We start from the raw sequence: 20,674 nt of genomic DNA on the forward strand, positions 1-20,674 counted from the left end.
TCTGACAAGAGCTGAATTTGGTTGAGGTCAATTATGAACATCCTTCTGGTCGAAGATGAAAACCGTGTTGCGGATTTCGTGCGACGTGGGCTGTCCGCCGAGGGTTGGTCCGTTGATCATGCCGCCAACGGGGAAGAAGCTCTCGAACATGCGGCTTTGAACACATACGATGTCATTCTGCTGGACTTGATGCTTCCGGGTATTCAGGGGCAGGATGTGTGTCGCAAATTGCGGGCACGCAAGTCGAAGACACCTATCTTGATGCTGACGGCGCTCGACAGCCCCGAGGAGAAAATCGAGGGTTTGAAAATAGGTGCGGATGACTACCTGCCCAAACCTTTTGACTTTGACGAACTTGTGGCACGTGTCGAAGCGCTGCACAGGCGTGCGACAAATTACGCGTCGGATATCAGCGACACCGTCGTCACATGCGGCTCGCTCACATTCGACCGCGAGTCGCTCAAGGTCTGCATGAATGGCGAAGAAATCGAGATGTCCAAAAAAGAGCGCGATTTGCTGCTGCTGTTTCTGACCAACACAGGGCGCGTGCTGTCACGCGAACGCATCTTGAATTCAGTCTGGGGCCTGAACGCTGATCCGCTGACCAATGTTGTTGACGTTTATGTCGGCCGTCTTCGTCGCAAGATTGGCGACGAGGGATCCCGGATCGTGACATTGCGCAATGTCGGATACCGGATGAACTGAGCAGCGATCAGGACCAAAACAACGGCATTAGAAAGTGCAAACCGGTTTCGCGGCGGATCAATCCTTGATGGCGGCGGTTACAATGATTTCGACCTTTAGAATGTCGCGTGCGAGCTTGGCCTCACCGCATGCACGTGCGGGGGCATGCCCTTGCGGCACCCATGCATCCCAGACGGCATTCATTTCGACGAAATCAGCCATGTCGGCGAGCCATATGACGCCCTGCAATATGTGTTCCCTATCCGAGCCCGCTTCGATCAGAAGCGCATCCACACGCGCAAGGCAGTCGGCTGTTTGTTCCGCTACGGTTTCGCCTGCGCCCACTTGGCCGCATAGATAGGCGACGCCATTATGTTTGACGATCTTGCTCATCCGGTCAGAGGTATGGTGCCGTTCAATCATGCCTTGTCCTGTTGTGTTTAGGGGATTGTGAAGAAGACATAGTCTTCTTTCCTCGACTTGCCCATGCGCAATGCAGTGAGTTCGAACCGTTTGACTTCTTTGATCGCGCGCCCGCACAGGGAGGGCAGTTCACCCGCCGGGCACCTGTGAGGCGCGACGCAAATTCAGCACGTATAGTTCAGTCCGAGGCGCCCGCCGTCGACATAGATGGTTTCTCCCGTGACGTAGCTGGCTTTGGACGAACAAAGGAACGCGACAACGTCACCAATTTCCTTTGCGCCGCCAGGCCGACCAAGGGGCGTTCGAGACATCGCTGTTTTGAAGGCGTCCGGGTTGGCATTCACCCCTGCCATCATTTCCGTGTCGATTGACCCTGGACCCACGGCGTTGACGCGGATGTTGTTTTTGGCCAATGCAAGTGCCGCCACCTTGGTCAGCTGCATGACACCACCCTTGGAGGCGCAATAGGCCGGAATGGCTGGGATGGCCACTTGGGCATTGATCGAGGACATGTTCACAATTGCGCCCTCTATTCCCTTCGCGACCATTGTTTGGGCTGCGCGCTGGGTCGCCACGAACACGCCCCGCAAATTGACACCAAGAACGGTATCGAAAGCATCGAGATCGTAGCTTAGAAAATCGCCCGGCATGGCGATACCGGCATTGTTGACCAAAGCACTGACAGGGCCGTGTTCACGTTCAATCATGTCGAACAAGGCCTTGATCGCGTCGACGTCGCTGAAGTCACAGATGTATCCGGCGCCGTCCAGCTGCTCGGCTTCTGCCATGACGGTTTCCTTGATGTCTGCAAGGATGACCTTGTAGCCATCGTCCGCAAGGGCATTGGCGCAGGCCAGTCCGATCCCTTGAGCAGCGCCTGAAATCAAAGCGATGGGTTTGTCTGTCATGATGATGGGTCCTGTTTTTGTTCGATGCCAAGGTCGGAGAGCGTGTTGTCGTGTGTGATCAAACCGTTTTCACCAGCCTCTTCAAGCGTTGTCTTTGTGCAACCCGAATATTGGGTCGTAGCTGCATTTATCTGGCGATCTCAATGCTGGCTGTTGACTGATTTGAGTTGCCAAACTCAGTCCTAGACAAGAGATGGGCAAACCAAAAAACCAGCTTGTTCAGGAGCGGACGGCAGTTTCGCTGCACGCAGCAACATGGGCTCAAGACGGTATCTGTTCGCTCAGAAAGTCATTGACCCGCTGCGCATTCACGGGTTTCGCCAACAGCTTGATGTTCAATCGCTTGCAATGGGAGCGTAGTTCAGTCGTGCGATCCGCTGAAATGATAGAGGTCGGGATACGACCGTACTTGCTAAGCACATGCTCATAAAGCGTGATGCCTGTCATGCCGTCACCCAGTTGATAGTCCAAGAGAAATGCATCGGGAACAAGGTCGATTTCCGAAATCGTCGCAAGGGCTTCTTCTCCGGTTTCCGCCAGGATCACTTCGCCCCCACAGTTCTCGATCAAGTGCGTGATGGCCTGTGCAACACTCCGGTTGTTTTCAACAAGCATCACCAACAGCCCCTTCAGATCGCTAAGATCGTGAGATGGTGGCGTGTTGTGAGGGCTCAGTAACCGAGTTTTGGGCGCGGACATCGGCACCATAATGGAAAAGCAGCTTCCGGCACCCGGTTGTGACCACAGTTCCAACGGATGACCAAGGCCTTTGCATGCTCGTTCTACGATCGCCAAACCCAAACCCAGGCCCGAGTCCGCTGCACTGGACCCCAACTGTTTGAACTCTTGGAAAATCGTCTGTTGGTCGGGTTCCGCAATACCGCATCCACTGTCCCACACCTCGATACGTGCAAAATCCCCGACCCGTCTGACACCCGCCAGGACGCGCCCTGTCTCAGTGTAACGGATCGCATTCGACAACAGGTTCTGAACAATTCGGCGCAGATACCCCGGATCGCTGACAACGGTCAGACCACTGTGAACCAGCGTGAAATCAAGACCTTTGGCACGTGCGTTCGGCGCAAGCTCATCCCGCAGCGGGTCAAAGATTTCAGTCAGCGAGATTGGCTGCACATCGAAAACGGCCTTGCCCGCATCCAGTTTGGAAATCGCCAACAATGCTTCGATGATCTGCTCTACGCCTTGCAGGGCGGTCTCGGTCTTGGTGACGATGCGCTGGACATCGTCATTGTCGATCTGATCGGCAATGGAAGACACAAATAGCTTCGCAGCGGATAAGGGTTGTAGCAAATCATGACTTGCGGCAGCCACAAAACGAGACTTTGACGCATTGGCGCGTTCTGCATCGGCCAAAGCATCCTCAAGCTCGGCCGTTCGTTCTTCGACCCACATTTCCAGCTTTTCATTGACGTTTGCCAACGCGCGGGTTGCAGCACGTTCGGATGTGACATCGGTCAGACTGATCACAAAACCCTTGTCCGGCATTTCCTGGGCAAAGACGCTGTAAATCTGATCCACTTTGCGGGTCACTTCGAATGCGATCGGCTTGCGAGAGCCGGTGCGGTTTGCCCAATCAATCAACCGTTGCGCTGTAAAGCTGGAATCGAACGTCAATTCCTCGCGAAACTGGATCATCAGATCGTCGAATTTCAGCTTTTCACGGGTGCGTGCAGGCGGCACATCCAACAGCGTGTCCATGCGTTTGTTCCAGCCGACCAGTGTTTTGTCATGGTCAAAGATGCAAACGCCCTGGTTCAGGTGATCGAGCGTCGCTTGCAATCTGCGCGCTTGTTGATGGCGCATCTTGTCGCGCTCGTGACGCTCCATCCGAATGATGTCGGTCACGTCGGTCTGCAGGATAACGGTTCCATTGCGAGAGGTGCGGTGTTCCGAAGCTTGCAACCAGCGATCCCAGATCAGGCTGACGTTGAACACTACATGCTCTTCGCGGTGCCGTTCGATACGCAACTGTGCCCAATCATCTGCTGTCTGCCCGTCCGGAAGGGCAAGAAAACGACTGTTCGAGATTGAAGTGACGTATTCCTGAAATGTCAGCCCCTCTTTCAGAAAAGGTTCCACATCTTGGAGGTCGCGACAGAAGCGGCTGTTGAACAAGACCAGTTGGTCTTGTTCGTCAAACAATGCAAAGCCTTCGTTGATCGTCTCAATGGCTTCGGTCAAATTCGACCGGGCGGTTTCAGTCTCTAAATTGGCTTGTTCGAGCCGTGCGTTGGAATCCTGCAAAAGGTCCAATGTGCGTTCAAGGTCGCGCGTACGTTCCCGCACCTCGGACTCCAGAAGAGCCGCACGTTCGAATTGCTGGTAGGCAAAGCCGGATTGTTCCGTCTTTTGTTCAACTCGCCGCATCAACGCCTGAGATATCTGGAGCAGCTTTTCGTTCTGCCGTTCAAGCGAGTCCCGTGGATCGATCAGAGACATTATGCGCGCCCCTTGTCTCGCGTGTCGGGATGATAGAATGCCACGCCGCTCATCGTGTGGTTCACGTGCAAAGGGCCAATCTGTTCACCATAGGTCGAAAAGCCTGTGACACGGTGTTCGCCTAAAACGTCCGAAACCTGTCGCGTCTGCTGCGATTGTTCGGCTTCAATCCGGCGCAGAATGCAGTCGCAACCAATGATGTTGGCTGGTTTTCTTGGGTGGCTTAGATCTGACAGTTTGTTTTGCAAATGCGCCGACAGGTTTTCCTGCGATGCCACTGTCAGAACCATACCTTCGTCAATGGCGGAAAAGAATACCAACTCGCCATGTTCGTTTACCTGTTGGATTGCACGAACGTGGTGGGTATCGCCAATCCTGACGACAACAGGATGCGATGCGAAGGTGAAGCGATCCAACTGGTCAGGATCCTTGCCAACGAGACGCGCATATTCTCGCGCTGCAGGCTCTGCGTTGATCTCTTTTACGATGCGACGGGCGGGGTCGGCACCTGTGACAACCATTTGCGTTTCGCCGGGTACAAGATGGTTCAGGCTGAACACACGGGTGTGAAACTTGCTGCGGGCCAAGGTGAGGACTGCGGCATTGCTCGCAACTATGCCATTCAATGCCACAAAGGTCTGGGAAAAGCTTGTTCCATCGCCTGCGGATCCACCGAAAATGGGAAAGTCGCGCAACGCCGGCGCAATCGTCGCTGCCAACGTATCCTCGCTGAGCGACAACCCATCTACGACAAGAAAGGCAAAACTGTCGTCGAGGTTGGGTGTCTTGTCCCTGAGAGCGATCCGTTCAAGTGTGATTTCGTCAATGGTTGCTTGCGTATCGAGAGCATTGATATCCTCGATCATGATCGACTTTGTCACAAAGCCGTCTGACGGAAATCCCACGGCAACGACAAGACCTTCCTCATATCCGGTTGCACCAATCTCGCCCGCTGTAGTGCAAGCCAAGACGTCGGTGTCCGGAAACAGTGCGGCCGCCTCTGCTACGACGCCGTGAAAATCGACAGCCGGTGTCACGAACAATGCAACAAGCGCAAACGGTCCCTCACCCAACTTGCGTTGAAGGTGTTTGACAGGTGATGTTGTCGAAGCACGCACTTCACCGGTACGAAGGATATCGTACTGGTCTGCCACGGCACGTCCCTCAAGCCTGTCGGCCTTGGACTGCAATGTCATTTGATTATCTCCCTGACGCGCAGGATAGGTGCGTCAGTCTGATGTTGGCAAGACTTTTGAATATTTTGCTTCCTGCGCAACAAGAACAGCCTGGGTTCGGCTTTGCACGCCGAGCTTGCGCATGATCGCCGTGACGTGCGCCTTGACCGTTGTTTCGGCAATCGACAGGTCAAATGCGATTTGCTTGTTCAACTTGCCTTCGCAGATCAGGTCGAGGATGCGCGCCTGTTGGTTTGTCAAAGACGAAAGGCGGCTCAAATGGTCGTCCGTGTTGTCTGCCCCATTTCCTTCGACGAAGCCCGCCGGTTTGTAGACGTCACCGGCCGCAATGGTTTGGATGGCTTCCAGAAAAACTGAACGATGCGAGTGTTTCGGCACAAAACCCTGAGCGCCTGCCACAATTGAATTCGAAATGATCGAGTTGTCGGTCATTGACGATACGATGATAACGGGTGTGCTTTCGGCAGTGCGTTTCAACCGCATTAGCCCATCCAAGCCATCAACGTCCGGCAGGTTCAGATCCAGCAGAATGAGTGACGGAGGTGCATCATTGGCCAATCGGCCAATCGCATTCTCAAGGCTGTCAGCCGTCACAACCTTGTCGAAATTGGCGACTGATCGCAGCGTCAATTCAAGTGCGTCGCAAAACAGCGGATGATCATCAATGACCAACGCCCAGCCTTGCGGCATCTTTGCTTCGGGTGGGTTGGACAGGGTCGTGGTTTGCAGTGACATGGTTTCAGCTTAGACCACCCGACACAGGCCGGTCACTTGTCAAAAGGTACTACATCAAAAAGACAAGCGCCCCCGCAGTTGCAGGAGCGCTTGAATGTGATGTTCAGGGATCAGTTGGCCGAGGCCAGCTGTTCCGGCAGGCGGAAGGTCCAGAGCATACCACCCTGGTTCAGGTAGTTGACCTTCTTGGCGACTTCACCGCCCCAGAGCGGAACCGCACCACCCCAACCGGAAATGACGGTGACGTATTGTTCGCCATCCTGTTCCCAGGTGACGGGCTGGCCGACGATGCCCGACCCGGTCTGGAACGACCACAGTTCTTCGCCGGTCTCATCGTCCAAAGCGATGAATTTGCCTTCGGGTGTGCCGTAGAAGACCAGACCACCCGCGGTGGTCATGACACCGGACCAAAGGGGCGCGTCGTTCTTGGCCTCCCACTTGACGTCGCCTGTATCGGGGTCAATGGCTTTCAGGCTGCCGATATGGTCCTCGTAGTTCGGCTTGATGGTAAAGCCCGAGCCCAGATATGCGGCGCCCTTTTTGTACGTGATCGGCTCGTTCCAAATGTCCATGCCCCACTCGTTAGAGGGCACATAGAAGTTGCCGGTGCGCTGGCTGAAGGCCATCGGCATCCAGTTCTTGCCACCAAGGAACGAGGGCGACGCGAAAACAACTTCGCCTTTCTTGCCATCTGCCGCTTCGGCGGGATCGCCGGGGCGGTTGGCTTCGTTGTAGATCGGGCGGCCATTCTCATCGAGGCCTTCTGCCCACGAGATGTCTTTGACGAAGGGCACGCCGCGCACGAATGCGCCGTCTTCGCGGTTCAGGACGTAAAAGAAGCCGTTGCGGTCCGCCGTAGCAAAGCGCTTGTCCCCCGCCCGGTTTTCATAAGCTACAACTTCGTTCACGCCGTCATAGTCCCAGCCTTCGCGTGGCGTGGTCTGGAAGTGCCACTTGATTTCGCCCGTTTTGGGGTCGATGCCCAAACGCGACGCGGCATAAAGGTTGTCGCCCGTGCCGTCGTTGTTCTGGCCCGCATCGCGTAGCCAAGAGTTCCACGGCGCCGGGTTGCCTGTTCCAAAGACCAGCGTGTCCGTGTCGGCATCATATGAACCACCAAGCCAAGTGGCGCCGCCGCCGGTCTTCCACATGTCGCCGGGCCATGTTGCATTCAGCGTGCCGGTCATGGTGCTTTCTTCGCCGTTGAGCATACCCATGTGACCTTCGATCACCGGGCGATACCAAACTAGCTCACCGGTTTCGGCGTCGCGTGCTTCGACGGCGCCAACAATGCCAAACTCACCGCCGGAGTTGCCGGTGATGACCAGACCATCAACGATCAGCGGTGCGGCGGTATAGCTGTAACCAGCCTTGTAGTCCGCGATTTTCTTGTTCCAGACGGTGTCGCCCGTCTTGGCGTTCAGCGCTACGATGCGTGCATCCAGCGTACCGAAGTAGATGTTGTCGCCATAGATGGCGGCACCCCGGTTCACCACGTCACAGCAGGGCAGGATTCCTTCGGGCAGGCGGGCATCGTATTGCCAGATTTCTTCGCCCGTCTTCACATCGATCGCGTACATCCGTGAATATGACCCGGTGATGTACATCACACCATCATGCACGATGGGCTGCGTCTCTTGTCCGCGCTGTTTTTCACCCCCCAGCGAAAAGGCCCATGCTGGGACAAGGTTGTCCACGTTTTCCTTGTTCAGGATGTCGAGCGGAGAGTAACGCTGAAGATGGCGGCCCATGCCATTGGTTAGCACGTCGTTCGTCGAGGCCGTGTCGTTTGCCAACATCTCCTCGGTCACGCCCTCTGCAAATGCTGGTGAGGTCGCAAGTACCCCCACAACCGCAGCTGCAATAAATCTGTTCATTTGTTTTCCTCCCAAAACCCGTTGGTGGGCAGTTCTTACAAAGGTGGCATGCGGAGACAGGCCGACCTTTGCCCTGCGCCAATTATTTGCGCAAACGGGGCGCGCAGGTATTGCACAATGGTCGTAAGACCCCAAAGAACTTGACAGATGGGGTGCGACTTTGGTCGCGCAGCGACTCAATCAGACAGCTCATATCCTGCTTGCGGGGGGATTTGTCATGATACTCAGAGCGGTGCTTGCGCTTGTCACTTTGGCTTCAACCGCAATAGCGGAAAGTCGAAACGTTTACCTCGAATCGCAAGACGGAGCGCAAATCAAGATCGCGACAATCGCGTTCGCAAGTGACGGCGGCTACGCCGTTGAGATGGATGATGGTCCGTTCTCTGATCATTTCCTGTCCATGCGTCCATTCCGTTGTCTTGAGGGTCCTAAAAAGCACTGGTGCCATGTCCCCTACCCCTACGACATCAACCGAAACACCAACGCGGACCTTGTCGATCTCGAATACGACTTTCTGTTCATCTGGAAGGGTGCAACCGAGTACGGGATCAATATGTGGAATGGCGTCTACTATAAGCTGGCTGAAGAAGACGGTCGCTTGGTCGGCACCTTGCACGAAATGGACATGGACCTGCTGTCAGCACCGCCAGAGGCCGGCAATCTGCGACCGTTGAAAGCGACTGATTTGCATGAAAGTGACCCGGGCAGTCACTGGCTGCCGCGGATGGTCATCGAATGAAGCTGCGGCTTTGGTCGTATTCCAGCCTCTCACGATATCGGTAGGCTAAGGCGATACGGGAGGATCACACGATGTTTTTCAAAGCACTGGCAGCAGCGGTGTTCGCGACCGTCATCGCTACCTCTGCATGCGCAGACAATCCGGTTTTACGCGCTTCGGTTCTGAAGTTCGGGACCGTGAACTGGGAACTGAATACGATCAAACACCACGGATTTGATGCGGCACACGGCTTCAATTTGCAGGTGCAGGGCGTTGCCGGAGGATCTGCAGCCAAAGTTGCATTCCAAGGCGGGGAAACCGATGTGATCGTGTCCGACTGGCTGTGGGTCGCGCGACAGCGTGCGGCCGGAAAGGACTATGTTTTCATTCCGTATTCCAAGGCTGTTGGTGGCGTCATGGTGCCGAACGACAGTCCGGCCCAGACCTTGGCCGATCTTGTCGGCACCAAGATCGGCATTGCCGGTGGCCCATTGGACAAAAGCTGGCTGATCCTGCGCGCATACGCGGAAAAGACATACGGCATCGACCTCAAGGCCGACACCGAGCAGGTGTTTGCTGCCCCGCCCCTGATCTTCAAATCCGCGCTATCGGGTGAGCTGGATGGGGCCATCAACTTCTGGCACTTCCTCGCAAAGATGGAGGCATCGGGCATGCGAAAGCTCGTGGACGTTGCCGATGCGGCGACTGATCTTGGGCTTGATCCCGACACACCTTTGCTGGGCTACGTGGTGAAGGGCGAGATGCTGCGCGATATGCCCGACGTGGTGAAAGGCCTTGCCGCAGCGTCGCGCGATGCCAAGGGTTTGTTGGCGACCGATGATGCGGAATGGGACCGTTTGCGCGACAAGATGAGCGCCAAGATCGATGCACAATTCGAAGCGCTCAAGGCTGGGTTTCGCGCGGGTATTCCTGCTCCTGGTCCTGTGGATGAAGATGCAGCTGCACGCATGCTTGAGTTAATGGTCGAGCTGGGTGGCAAGGAGTTGATGGGCGAGGCGCAAGAGTTGCCAGAAGGCACATTCCTGCAACCGGGTAGCTAGTTGGCTTCCCTTTTGCTTGATCTTGTCGTGCGGAGTTTGTGCCATGACGACACCCCGATCCTGCAAGACGTGTCCCTAAAATTGGCGCGGGGTGAAACACTTGCCCTCGTGGGGCCGTCGGGGATTGGCAAGTCGTCCTTGTTGCGCGTCATTGCCAGCCTGCACACCGCGTTTGACGGGACCTGCGTGTTGACAGGCACTTGCGCCATGGTTTTCCAAGAACCAACCTTGCTGCCTTGGCGCACGGTTTGGGACAACATTGGCGTCACCACAGGTGCGGATGCGGAACAGATTGATGCGGCGCTCAGCGAGGTTGGCCTTGCTGGGCGTAGAGATGATTATCCGGGGCAGTTGTCGCTTGGCCAACAGCGCCGTCTGGCTCTTGCCCGCGCCTTTGCAGTGAAACCGGACTTGTTGCTGCTGGACGAACCGTTTGTGTCGCTGGACGCTGAGTTGGTCGACGAGATGATGACGCTGTTTGCCCGGCTACGGGCGACGCACAACGTGACAACAATCCTAGTCACCCACGTGGCGCAGGAAGCGGAAAAGCTGGCGAGCCGTATCGTGACACTTGGCGGCAGCCCCGCGACTATCGTCAGCGATGTTCAGAATGATGGCGCATACTTCCAGTTGTCGGCGTCAGGCGTGACCTCGTCCAGGTCGTAGTCAGCGCGCTGCAATCTCTGCGCGATCACCAGCCCCTCGCCCGCTGCCTCATCAACAAACTGCCGTCCCAGGTTTTCATCCTGCGCAACGCCGTGTCCCCGCATCAGCGCAATGCCATAGTTGAACTTGCCCACAGGGTCGCCAAGTTCGGCCGCCCGGCGGTCCCATTCTGCGGCGGCATCTGGATTGTAGTCACCACCCAACCCGTTGTTGTCCAACTGACTCATCCAGGTCATGGCACCGGTATACCCGTCGTTTGCACAGTTCTGGAACAACGTACGGGCCGTCTTGTGGTCCCCCGACTTTGTCAGGGCATAGCCCATGGAACAGATGACCATGCCCGTCTCACCCCGCTCAGCTTCCTCAAGGAAATGCTGCCACGTCATCTCGTCCGGGTTGAGTGTGCCAAACTCGTCGGCAACGGCGGGCGTGACACATGACAGGACGATGGCGGCGGTAAGTAGGCGTTTCATGACATATCCATAGCACAGATTCCGCCAATTTTCGACTGAGGCTTTGGTCGCTATCCCCTGCGCCCGATCCGTGCGCGCGCAGGGTCATACCCAATCAGCGCAGCGGTGGCGAAAACGGCAGCGGCCATCAAAGTCCAGCCAAGCGCACCGGGGTTCAGTTCGGCATAAAGTGCAAAGCGGATCAGTTCGACTGCATGGGTAAACGGGTTCACCGCGCATATGTCATGCAGCAGTTCCGAGCTTTCGGCCATTTTCCACAGCGGATAGAGCGCGGAGGACAGGAAGAACATCGGGAAGATCACGAAGTTCATCACGCCAGCGAAGTTCTCAAGCTGCTTGATAAAGCTCGACAGTAGCAATCCCAAAGCACCCAGCATCAGCCCTGCAACAAGCAGGGCAGGCAATGCTGTGACATATCCCCAGCCGGGCATCTTGATGTCAAACGCGGCGGCGATGGCAAGGAAGGCGTAGACCTGCAAGATCGAAATCGTCGTCGATCCAAGCAGCTTGCAAAAGAGGAGCCAGCCGCGCGGCAGGGGCGAGGTCAGCAACAGCTTCATCGACCCCATTTCCCGGTCATAGACCAGTGACAGCGACGATTGCATCCCGTTGAACAACAGGATCATGCCGCATAACCCCGGCACAATGTAGGTCTCGTAGGTAATGTAGGTCTGATAGGGTGGGATGATGCTCAGCCCGAGGGCCGCGCGAAACCCGGCGGCAAACACAAGCAGCCAGACCAGAGGGCGGACAAGGGCCGCGACAAAGCGTTCCCGTTGATGGATGAAACGCAAGGCTTCACGCAGGACAATAGCGTGCAGAGCCGTGAGATAGGCCGTCATGCGCCCGTACCTGTCAACGCAAGGAACCGTTCTTGCAGGCTGGTGTCTCCGGCAATGTCGCGGGCTTTACCTGTCGCCAGAACCTGCGCCTGGTGCAAAATCACCAGATCATCATCGGGCTGAACCTCGTCCGTGAGATGCGTGGCCCACAGGATCGTCTTGCCCTCGTCCGCAAGCCCATGGGCATAGTCCGTGATTGACGCGCGGGTCGCGGCATCAAGACCGACGGTGGGTTCGTCCAGCAGCAGGACACTTGGATCATGCAGCAATGCACGGGCAATCTCGGTCCGGCGTCTGTGTCCCCCGTTCAGGGTGCGGGCCTTCTCCCCTGCCCTTTCGCGCATATCCAGTTGATCCAGCGCACTCTCGATCCGGCTTCGGGCGGCACGCCCCGAAAGCCCGTGCAGCGCGGCAAAGTAAGACAGGTTCTGTTGAACCGTCAGGTTCATATCAAGCGTTGTTTGCTGAAACACGATACCCAGCTGCGCCAATGCGGCGCGGGGTGACTGCCTCAGGTCATGACCCGCAATTGTGATTTGCCCGTCAGGTGCAACAAAGAGACGGGTCAGCAGGTTGAAAAGCGTCGACTTGCCTGCCCCGTTTGGGCCAAGCAGCGCGCAGAACGTGCCGGAGGAAACGCTGAACGAAACATCGTCCAGCGCCCGTTTGGTCCCGTAGGAATAGCTGAGGCCCCGCGCCTCAAGTCCTGTCATTTAATAGTGATATCCAAGCGCTGAGTTTCGCCCGAGGTGCCCGGGATCTTGATATAATATGCGCCGGGTTTGATCGCGACGAAACCAATTTCCATCTCTCCGGCTTCGTCAAACTCGATACTGTCGAGGCCAAGGGGCCTGATTTCCAACCCTTCCACGACGATCTCGTCAATCCAGATGGCGCGGAAGAACTCGGGGCCGACCAGCGCCAGTTCCTGACTGCCATCGCCTTGGATTTCGAACTCGTAATAGGTGCCGGACTTCAGCTCCCACGCGCCTTCCGGTGCGATGGGTTCGCCTGCCGACAGGATGATTGGTGGTAAGTCTTCCTTGTTGCTGCCGCCCAGCAGACCAGCAGCGCCAAAGCTGGGGCCGTCATCATCGTCATTGTCCGCCAGTGCAAAAGTCGGCGCGGCAAGCGCCAGCGCAGCGATCAAAGCCAGAGTTTTCATTGGGTTCCTCCCGAAATGTGATGATTAAGACCCGGTTGGCCGATACGCGGCCCCCCAGGGAAAGCGGCCCACCTTGATGGACTTGATCGCCTTGCGCGATGCGACATCAATCACGGTCACATCGCCCGACACGCCATTCGTGGTGAAAAGCAGCGAACGATCTGCGTTGAAATCCATGTGCCAGACACGGCGGCCAACCAGAATGTACTCCTCGACCTCGTAAGTTTCGGCATTGACCACCGCGACATGGTTCGATGGTCCAAGGGCGACAAAGGCGTGGGTGTCACCTGCAGTGAACTCAAAACCCACCGGCTGCACACGGTCGGGATGCACACCCTGCACCTCAAAGCTCATCTTGGCCTTTTCGGTTTGGGTTGCTGTGTCAAACACGGTCAGCGTGCCGCCAATCTCGGAGCTCACCCACATCTCTGCCCCATCCTTGATGAACTCGGCATGGCGCGGGCGGCTGTCGACAAGGGTATTGGCGAACAACTCTTGGGTTTCGGTGTCGATCCAATGGGCCATGTTCGTCGTTTCGGACGTGGTGATGGCGATCTTGCCATCTGGCGATACGGCCATGCCTTCGGGCTCAACCCCCACGTCGATCTGGGCAACCACTTTCCGAGTGTCGACGTCGACCACGGTGGTGATCGCATCGTCCTCGTTCGCGATGTAAAGATGCCGGTCATCAGGGTGCAGCACGAATTGCTCCGGGTCATCGCCCGAGGGCAGCTCGTGCAGTATCTCGCCCGAGTTCGGGTCCATCACTTGAACCGCGTTGCTGTCGGAGGCACAGATGTAGACGCGGCTGTAGTCACTGTTGAACAAGATACCGCGCGGGCGTTCACCCGTGTCATAAGTCTTAATGACCTCTAGCGTTTCGGTCGAGATGACCGAGATCGTGTCATCCTTTTCATTTGTCACCCAAATCTCGCCCGCCACCGCGGTCGAGGCCAGAAGGGAAAACATCGCAGTCAATCTGATCATTGGAACGCCTCGCATTTGCTTTCGGGGCGATCGAGCCCCAGGCTATCAAGTTCGTTGGTCTGATGTAGAAACCCCTCAAGCGGGGCCTGTGCCACAAGGGCGCGGGGGTGCACGATAGCAATGGGTTGGCGCAACTGTCCGTTCCAGTCGCGGTAGGTCAGCGGGCGCCCCTTAAAGCCCGCCAGCTCGAACTGGTCGGACATGATATAGCTACGCAACGTCTCTGGATCATTTGCACTGGTACGAGTCATGGCTTCACCAAGGGTGCGCACAGCCGCCCAGGCGGCATAGTCTTGCGCGGTCATGTGGCGCGCGTGTTCTTCTTCGAACCGGGATTGCAATTGCGCCGCACCCCACTGTTCGATCACAGGGGACCAGCCGACAGCCGCTAGCCCTTCGGACCCTACAACCGGGCGGGCTTGCCACGTATTATAGAGTACATACCGGCCGAAATCGTGCACCTCGTCCGCAATGATCAGCGCGTCATAGTCCCCGAAATCCTGAGTAAACAGCGGCACCTCTTGCGATGCGTTGCGACGCATGTCGGCATCGAAGGCCCATTCCTTTTCGCCTTCGAGATCAAGACCGAACTTCGCCAGCGACCGGCGCACTGCATCAGCATAGCTGAGGTCTGAAGCATGCGTTCCAGTAATCATCACCAGATCATCCCAGCGCTTCTTGACCAACACCTGCGCCAAAGCATCCGTGCGCATCGCATCAGACGCCAATGTGTGCAGCAGGTTGCCCCGACATTCGGTGTCGCGAAGGGCCAGATCACCGGCAGATGTGTTGAACAATACTGCACCTTCCGCCTCGGCCAGATCGGCAATGGCGACGATGTCTTCGAATGCCGCATCAATCACGAGGTAGGGAGAGGCTGATAGCAGGTCACGCGCGGCGGCTAGTGGGTCTTCGCCCTCAAATACCTCAGTCACAGTCAGCTCGTATTTCTGACCCAGAAATTTCCCCGTCGTCAGGTTGTCGGCCAGACCCGTTTGCGCGCCTGCAAGCCCGTTGTTCTCTGGAATCGGGTCAAGGTTCGACAGAGTCGGCGGCGCTGGTTGTTCGACGCGCAGATACCCGATGTTCAGTGTTATCTCAGCCGAAGCAGGCGCGCTGAGGAGACCCCCAACGAGCGCACCTATCACAAGGTGTTTCACGACAATTCCTCCCATGGTTGCTAAGCTACCGTGGCGGGCAAAGCGACTGGTATAGGACCATGGTCTTACTCCTTTCGACGCACAACCAAAGTCCAATACCGCGCATCGTTTTCGTGGCGTAGGACAAGGGCAAAGAGGAACACTCATGTCAGGGAGGCATGTGATGAAAAGCACAACCCAAAAACAGTTTCTTTTGGCTGGAGTACTCACAGCTATCGCGACCCTTGCCGTGGCCCACGGCGACGTTGCACCGCAGGCCGTGGATACTACAGGCCTGCCTGCGATCGAGGGCGATTGGCTGACCGAAAACCCGTACCGCGCTGACAAGGTGGGCGAAGAAACCTGGTTGCGCGCCGTCGAGATCGGCGCCTCTGGCTACAATCAGAACTGCGCCCGTTGCCACGGTCTAGAAGTTGTTTCGGGTGGTTTGGCCCCCGACCTGCGATTCCTCGAAGCCGAAGAATACGGCGACGAATGGTATGTCGAACGCTTCGTCGAAGGCTATACACAGAACGGCATCACCAAGATGCCCGCCTTCGGTGAGCTCCTGGGGCAAGAGGCGGCCTGGGCCATCCGCACCTATATCGAAGCACGCCCCGATGACGTCGCCATGGAAGAGGTCGCAGATGAACTTAAATCACTCCGTGACGAACTGGCTGGCTACATCAGTGATGCCAGTGGCGCAGATGCTGACGCACTCAAGGCACGCTTGGGCGAAATCGCGGGTGAAATTCCCACGCTGTCCGGGGCACCTGTAGCCGACAGTGTCGCTTTCCGGGCTGCGAACCTGATCGACGGAACGCCGGGTGCATACAAGTCAGCCTCCGAAGCCTTGACCATCGGACTGTCTGCCGCAAACTGACGGCATGACATTTCGAAACACGCTCTTCTCCCTGGTGGTTTTGGGTCTGTCCGTCGGGCAGGCCCATGCTGCTGATCCCTGTGCCGACCATGTGCCACAGCCCAAGCCCCAGAACGTGGGGCGCGACATCGTCGGCAAAGAACTGGACCAGATCCAGGATCAGGGCCACATGCTCTTTGCTGTCTACGAAGACTACCCTCCCTATTCTTGGGAAGAAGGGGGTGAGCCCAAGGGCGTGGACATCGAGATTGCCCGCATCATTGCCGAAGACCTTGGAGTCGAGGCACGGTTCAACTTCGTCGCGGCTGACGAAAACCTCGACGCCGACCTGCGCAACAACATCTGGCGGGGTGCCCTGATCGGAGGCCGCATCGCCAACGTGATGATGCGTATTCCCTATGACAGCGCATTCAAATGCAGGGTGGAACAGGTCGTGTTCACCGGCCAATACGCGGGCGAAAGCATTGCCATCGCTTACGACAAGGCAACCTACCCTGACGAAAAACCTGTCCCTGCCTATTTCCGCTTCGACACAGTCGGGGTCGAAAATGACTCGATCTCGGATTTCTACCTGTCAGGCTTTGTCGGCGGGCAGTTGCAAAACAACATCCGTCGGTTTCCCACCACAGGCGCTGCAATGGCGGCGTTGAATGCGGGTGAAGTGAAGGCAGTCATGGGCCCCTTGGGCGAGCTTGAACATGGGCTGACAGACAGCACCGATGTGCACCAACCACCCCTCGCAGGGTTCGCGGTCAGCCAATGGACCCTCGGCGTGGCAGTGAATTTCCGCTACCGTCCCCTGTCCTATTCGGTCGATGACGCCATCAACTATGCCCTTCAGGATGGCCGCATTCCTGCGATCTATCAAAAGTATGGGCTGACCCATCAAACCCCCGAGCGATAAGGGCGACTTTGGTCGTACACACTTGGTCGAATGGTGCCCCTTCCCACAGCCCAATAGGCTTTGCGGGAAGTAGAAGGGGAACCCATCATGAATCTCAGCGATTCACGTGTCATTGATGCCGAACGCGACCAGGTCTGGGCAGCCATTCTTGATCCTGATGTCCTGAAACTGTGCGTCCCGGGCTGCCAGGAAATGGCCGGCACCCCAGAGGACGGGTTCACCGCGACGGTCGTGCAAAAGGTCGGCCCGGTCAAAGCGACATTCAAAGGGGCCGTGACCCTATCTGATATGCAGGCCCCCGAAAGCCTCACCATCTCGGGCGAGGGCAAAGGCGGGGCCGCAGGATTTGCCAAGGGCGGTGCCAATGTACGGCTGGAAGCGCAGGGCGCGCAAACGGTCCTGCACTACGAGGTCGAGGCGAAGGTTGGCGGCAAATTGGCCCAACTCGGCAGCCGTATCATCGACGGGTTCGCCAAGAAGATGGCGGACCAGTTTTTCAACAATTTCCAAGAACATGTGGGCGCGCCTGTGCCTGCCGAAGACACAGAGCCGGAGTCCGAAGACGCACCCAAGAAGGGTTGGCTCAAGCGCCTCGTCAGCTAGGCGCACACCAACATATCAGACATTCCAAGGGAGGAACGAATGACCAAGGTAACCATGACGGTGAACGGCAAGTCCGTTTCCGGTGACGTGGAAGGGCGCACATTGCTGGCGTCTTTTCTACGCGAAGATCAGGGCCTGACGGGCACGCATATCGGCTGCGACACGTCTCAGTGCGGGGCCTGCGTGGTGCATGTGGACGGCGTGGCCGTGAAATCCTGCACAATGCTGGCCGCCGAAGCTGATGGCGCATCGGTCGATACGATTGAAGGGCAAGCCAATGCAGACGGCTCGCTCAATGTGATCCAGCAGGCGTTTCAGGACCACCACGGCCTGCAATGCGGGTTTTGTACTCCGGGGATGGTGATGTCGGCAGCAGCGCTACTCAAGGACAACCCCAAGCCGACCGAGCAAGAGGTGCGCGAATACCTCGAAGGCAACATCTGCCGCTGCACCGGCTACCACAACATCGTCAAAGCGATCATGGCGGCGTCCGGTCAAGACGTCACCGCCATCGCCGCCGAATAAAGGGGAGGAGACACGATGCCCAAAGACACAGGGATTGGTGCCGCCACCGTGCGCCGCGAAGACGTCCGTTTCCTGACAGGAACCGGCGAATACACCGATGACATCCAACTGGCCAAGCAGACTTATGCGGTCTTTGCCCGTTCAACTGTCGCCCACGGCACGATTAAATCCATTGACACCTCTGCTGCCGAGGCCATGCCCGGCGTGCTGGCCGTGTTCACGGGCGAGGATTTTGTCGAGGTCGGTGGCAACCCCGCAGGCTGGCTGATCAATTCACGCGATGGCGAGCCGATGAAGGAACCCAAACGTCCAGTGCTCGCCCATGGCAAGGTGCGCCATGTCGGTGACGCCTATGCCGCCGTCATCGCCGAAACAGCACAACAAGCCCGTGATGCGGTCGAAGCCATCGAGGCGGACATCGAAGAACTCGACGCCATCGTTGACATGAACGCGGCCTTGTCCGGCTCAAACTTCGTCCACGATGAAATCGGAACGAACCAGTGTTTTGATTGGGGCTGGATCGAGGACAATCGCGAAGCGACGGACAATGCGATCAAGAACGCACACCACGTCACGACGCTGGAACTGGTGAACAACCGCCTGGTGCCGAACGCGATGGAGCCCCGCGCGTCCATCGGCAGCTACAAGGCCAGCACGGGTGAATACACCCTGCACACGACCTCGCAGAACCCGCACCTGACGCGGCTGCTGATCTCCGCCTTTGTTCTGGGGATTCCCGAAAATATGCTGACCGTCATCGCACCCGATGTGGGCGGCGGTTTCGGGTCGAAAATCTACCACTACGGCGAAGAGGCACTCGTGCTGGCCGCAGCCAAGAAGATCGGGCGCCCGGTCAAATGGACGGCGGACCGGACAGAGAGCTTCCTGACCGACGCCCATGGCCGCGACCACGTGACCAAGATCGAACTGGCGCTGGACAAGGACGGCAAATTCCTCGCCTTCCGCACCGACACCAAGGCCAACGTGGGCGCGTATCTGTCGAACTTCTCGACCGCGACGCCCACCTTCCTGCACGGCACGCTGATGGCCGGGAACTACACGGTTCCGCTGGTCTATGTGAACGTGAAGGCCGTGTTCACCAACACTGCTCCGGTGGACGCCTACCGCGGTGCCGGACGGCCCGAGGCGACCTATTCCATCGAACGGGTGATCGACAAGGCCGCGCGCGAGTTGGGCATGGACCCCATTGAGTTGCGCCGCAAAAACTTCGTGAAGCCGGATCAGTACCCCTTCGCCTCCGCCGCGGGGCTTGAATATGACGCGGGCAACTACGACGCGCTCATGGACAAGATGGAGGAAGTCGCAGATGTGGCCGGTTTCGAGGCCCGTCGCAAAGAAAGCGAGGCCAAGGGTCTGCTGCGCGGCTTCGGCGTGAACGCTTATATCGAGGCGTGCGGCATCGCCCCGTCGAACCTCGTCGGCGTACTCGGTTCTCGCGTGGGTCTTTACGACGCTGCGACGGTACGTGTGAACGCGACAGGTAACCTGAGCGTCATGGTCGGCGCGCACAGCCACGGGCAAGGGCATGAAACGGCATTCCCGCAAGTGGTGGCCGAGATGCTGGGCATTGACCCCGGCGTGATCGACATCGTGCATGGCGACACCTCCAAGATTCCTTTCGGCATGGGCACCTACGGGTCCCGTTCGCTCGCCGTCTGCGGCTCTGCCGTGGTGCGCGCGACGGAAAAGATCATCAACAAGGCCAAGAAGATCGCGGGCCACATGCTTGAAGCGTCCGAACATGACATCACGCTGGCTGACGGTGTGTTCTCGGTCTCTGGTACGGACAAATCCGTGACCTTTGGTGAGGTCGCTTTAAAAGCCTACATCCCTCACGAATACCCACTCGAAGATATCGAACCGGGTCTGGAGGAAACGGCGTTCTACGATCCGGCGAACTTCACCTACCCGTCAGGCGCCTATGCCTGCGAGGTCGAGGTGGACCCGGAGACAGGGAAAGTAACCGTCGACAGGATGACGGCCGTCGACGACTTTGGCAACGTCATCAATCCGATGATCGTGACCGGTCAGGTGCACGGCGGGTTGGCCCAGGGCATTGGGCAGGCGCTGGTTGAAAACACCACCTACGATGAGAACGGCCAACTGCTCAGCGCGTCCTACATGGACTACACCATGCCCCGCGCCGACGACATGCCAATGTTCGCCGTCGACCACAGCCAGGGCACGCCCTGTACCCACAACCCCCTTGGGGTGAAAGGTTGCGGTGAAGCCGGTGCCATTGGTTCACCCCCCACGGTGGTGAACGCGGTGATCGACGCGCTGCAATCGGGTGGCAAGGATGTGAAGCATATCGACATGCCCGTTTCGCCCGCCCGCGTATGGGAAGCGATGCAATGAAGTGAAAGGGCAGGACCGGGGGCCAGCCCCCGGACCCCCGGGATTT

Annotated in this window: 21 protein-coding genes; 9 read left to right on the forward strand and 12 right to left on the reverse strand. The window is 57.5% G+C overall.

Features of this window, described 5'->3' with window-relative positions:
- The first annotated feature begins 33 nt into the window (after window positions 1–33).
- Window positions 34–705 carry a response regulator transcription factor gene (locus IE087_RS22675; protein ID WP_189371865.1) on the forward strand — a complete coding sequence of 224 codons (672 nt, stop codon included), beginning with the start codon at window positions 34–36 and terminating at the stop codon, window positions 703–705.
- 57 nt (window positions 706–762) lie between these two features.
- Here IE087_RS22675 and IE087_RS22680 read toward each other — a convergent pair whose 3' ends face one another.
- The 6 genes from IE087_RS22680 to IE087_RS22705 all read right to left on the reverse strand — a co-directional run bounded on the left by IE087_RS22680 (window position 763) and on the right by IE087_RS22705 (window position 8,283).
- Window positions 763–1,107, reverse strand: a complete 345-nt coding sequence (locus IE087_RS22680; RefSeq protein ID WP_189371866.1) for a RidA family protein — start codon at window positions 1,105–1,107, stop codon at window positions 763–765.
- Window positions 1,108–1,271: 164 nt separating this feature from the next.
- On the reverse strand, window positions 1,272–2,015 hold the full coding sequence (locus IE087_RS22685) for an SDR family NAD(P)-dependent oxidoreductase (protein WP_189371867.1): 744 nt from the start codon (window positions 2,013–2,015) through the stop codon (window positions 1,272–1,274).
- 261 nt (window positions 2,016–2,276) lie between these two features.
- Window positions 2,277–4,475, reverse strand: coding sequence for a hybrid sensor histidine kinase/response regulator (locus tag IE087_RS22690; RefSeq protein WP_189371868.1), 2,199 nt, complete (start codon window positions 4,473–4,475; stop codon window positions 2,277–2,279).
- Window positions 4,475–5,671, reverse strand: a complete 1,197-nt coding sequence (locus IE087_RS22695; RefSeq protein WP_189371869.1) for an FIST N-terminal domain-containing protein — start codon at window positions 5,669–5,671, stop codon at window positions 4,475–4,477. The genes IE087_RS22690 and IE087_RS22695 overlap by 1 nt, the downstream gene beginning before the upstream one ends.
- 33 nt (window positions 5,672–5,704) lie before the next feature.
- Complete coding sequence (locus IE087_RS22700; protein WP_189371870.1) at window positions 5,705–6,406, reverse strand: response regulator; 702 nt, start codon at window positions 6,404–6,406, stop codon at window positions 5,705–5,707.
- A gap of 110 nt (window positions 6,407–6,516) precedes the next feature.
- Window positions 6,517–8,283 carry a PQQ-dependent methanol/ethanol family dehydrogenase gene (locus tag IE087_RS22705; protein ID WP_189371871.1) on the reverse strand — a complete coding sequence of 589 codons (1,767 nt, stop codon included), beginning with the start codon at window positions 8,281–8,283 and terminating at the stop codon, window positions 6,517–6,519.
- Between the two features lie 217 nt (window positions 8,284–8,500).
- Here IE087_RS22705 and IE087_RS22710 point away from each other — a divergent pair, with 217 nt between their 5' ends.
- The 3 genes from IE087_RS22710 (at window position 8,501) to IE087_RS22720 (ending at window position 10,728) form a co-directional block, all read left to right on the forward strand.
- Window positions 8,501–9,022 (forward strand): hypothetical protein, encoded by a 522-nt coding sequence (locus IE087_RS22710; protein ID WP_189371872.1) that lies wholly within the window; start codon window positions 8,501–8,503, stop codon window positions 9,020–9,022.
- Between the two features lie 71 nt (window positions 9,023–9,093).
- Entirely contained in the window at window positions 9,094–10,062 is a 969-nt protein-coding gene (locus tag IE087_RS22715) for an ABC transporter substrate-binding protein (RefSeq protein WP_189371873.1), read from the forward strand.
- Window positions 10,063–10,728, forward strand: a complete 666-nt coding sequence (locus IE087_RS22720; RefSeq protein WP_229801549.1) for an ABC transporter ATP-binding protein — start codon at window positions 10,063–10,065, stop codon at window positions 10,726–10,728.
- On the opposite strand, the gene IE087_RS22725 is transcribed toward IE087_RS22720, so the two are convergent.
- The 6 genes from IE087_RS22725 to pedA1 are packed head-to-tail and all read right to left on the reverse strand — an operon-like array spanning window position 10,668 to window position 15,370.
- Window positions 10,668–11,201 (reverse strand): tetratricopeptide repeat protein, encoded by a 534-nt coding sequence (locus IE087_RS22725; protein WP_189371874.1) that lies wholly within the window; start codon window positions 11,199–11,201, stop codon window positions 10,668–10,670. The two genes, IE087_RS22720 and IE087_RS22725, sit on opposite strands and share 61 nt — an antisense overlap.
- A 50-nt stretch (window positions 11,202–11,251) precedes the next feature.
- Window positions 11,252–12,043 (reverse strand): lanthanide ABC transporter permease protein PedC, encoded by a 792-nt coding sequence (gene pedC / locus IE087_RS22730; RefSeq protein ID WP_189371875.1) that lies wholly within the window; start codon window positions 12,041–12,043, stop codon window positions 11,252–11,254.
- Entirely contained in the window at window positions 12,040–12,756 is a 717-nt protein-coding gene (gene pedB, locus IE087_RS22735) for a lanthanide ABC transporter ATP-binding protein PedB/LutE (protein ID WP_189371876.1), read from the reverse strand. Before pedB ends, pedC begins: the two co-directional genes overlap by 4 nt.
- On the reverse strand, window positions 12,753–13,208 hold the full coding sequence (locus IE087_RS22740; protein ID WP_189371877.1) for a hypothetical protein: 456 nt from the start codon (window positions 13,206–13,208) through the stop codon (window positions 12,753–12,755). Before IE087_RS22740 ends, pedB begins: the two co-directional genes overlap by 4 nt.
- A gap of 24 nt (window positions 13,209–13,232) precedes the next feature.
- A complete protein-coding gene (locus tag IE087_RS22745) occupies window positions 13,233–14,195 on the reverse strand; it encodes a YVTN family beta-propeller repeat protein (protein WP_189371878.1) in 963 nt (320 codons plus the stop codon).
- Window positions 14,192–15,370 (reverse strand): lanthanide ABC transporter ABC transporter substrate-binding protein PedA1, encoded by a 1,179-nt coding sequence (gene pedA1, locus IE087_RS22750; RefSeq protein WP_189371879.1) that lies wholly within the window; start codon window positions 15,368–15,370, stop codon window positions 14,192–14,194. Before pedA1 ends, IE087_RS22745 begins: the two co-directional genes overlap by 4 nt.
- Before the next feature lie 148 nt (window positions 15,371–15,518).
- On the opposite strand from pedA1, the gene pedF reads away from it, so the two are divergent.
- From pedF to IE087_RS22775, 5 genes are all read left to right on the forward strand, one after another.
- Window positions 15,519–16,217, forward strand: coding sequence for a cytochrome c-550 PedF (gene pedF, locus IE087_RS22755; protein ID WP_189371880.1), 699 nt, complete (start codon window positions 15,519–15,521; stop codon window positions 16,215–16,217).
- A 4-nt stretch (window positions 16,218–16,221) separates the two neighbouring features.
- Window positions 16,222–17,121, forward strand: coding sequence for a substrate-binding periplasmic protein (locus IE087_RS22760; RefSeq protein WP_189371881.1), 900 nt, complete (start codon window positions 16,222–16,224; stop codon window positions 17,119–17,121).
- 87 nt (window positions 17,122–17,208) lie between these two features.
- Window positions 17,209–17,724, forward strand: a complete 516-nt coding sequence (locus IE087_RS22765; RefSeq protein WP_189371882.1) for an SRPBCC family protein — start codon at window positions 17,209–17,211, stop codon at window positions 17,722–17,724.
- A 39-nt stretch (window positions 17,725–17,763) separates the two neighbouring features.
- Window positions 17,764–18,249: a (2Fe-2S)-binding protein gene (locus tag IE087_RS22770; RefSeq protein ID WP_189371883.1), complete on the forward strand. Its 486-nt coding sequence runs from the start codon at window positions 17,764–17,766 to the stop codon at window positions 18,247–18,249.
- 15 nt (window positions 18,250–18,264) lie between these two features.
- Window positions 18,265–20,628, forward strand: coding sequence for a xanthine dehydrogenase family protein molybdopterin-binding subunit (locus tag IE087_RS22775; protein WP_189371884.1), 2,364 nt, complete (start codon window positions 18,265–18,267; stop codon window positions 20,626–20,628).
- Window positions 20,629–20,674: the final 46 nt, after the last annotated feature.

The sequence above is a fragment of the Tateyamaria omphalii genome (assembly GCF_014651375.1).
GTDB classification, from domain to species: domain Bacteria; phylum Pseudomonadota; class Alphaproteobacteria; order Rhodobacterales; family Rhodobacteraceae; genus Tateyamaria; species Tateyamaria omphalii.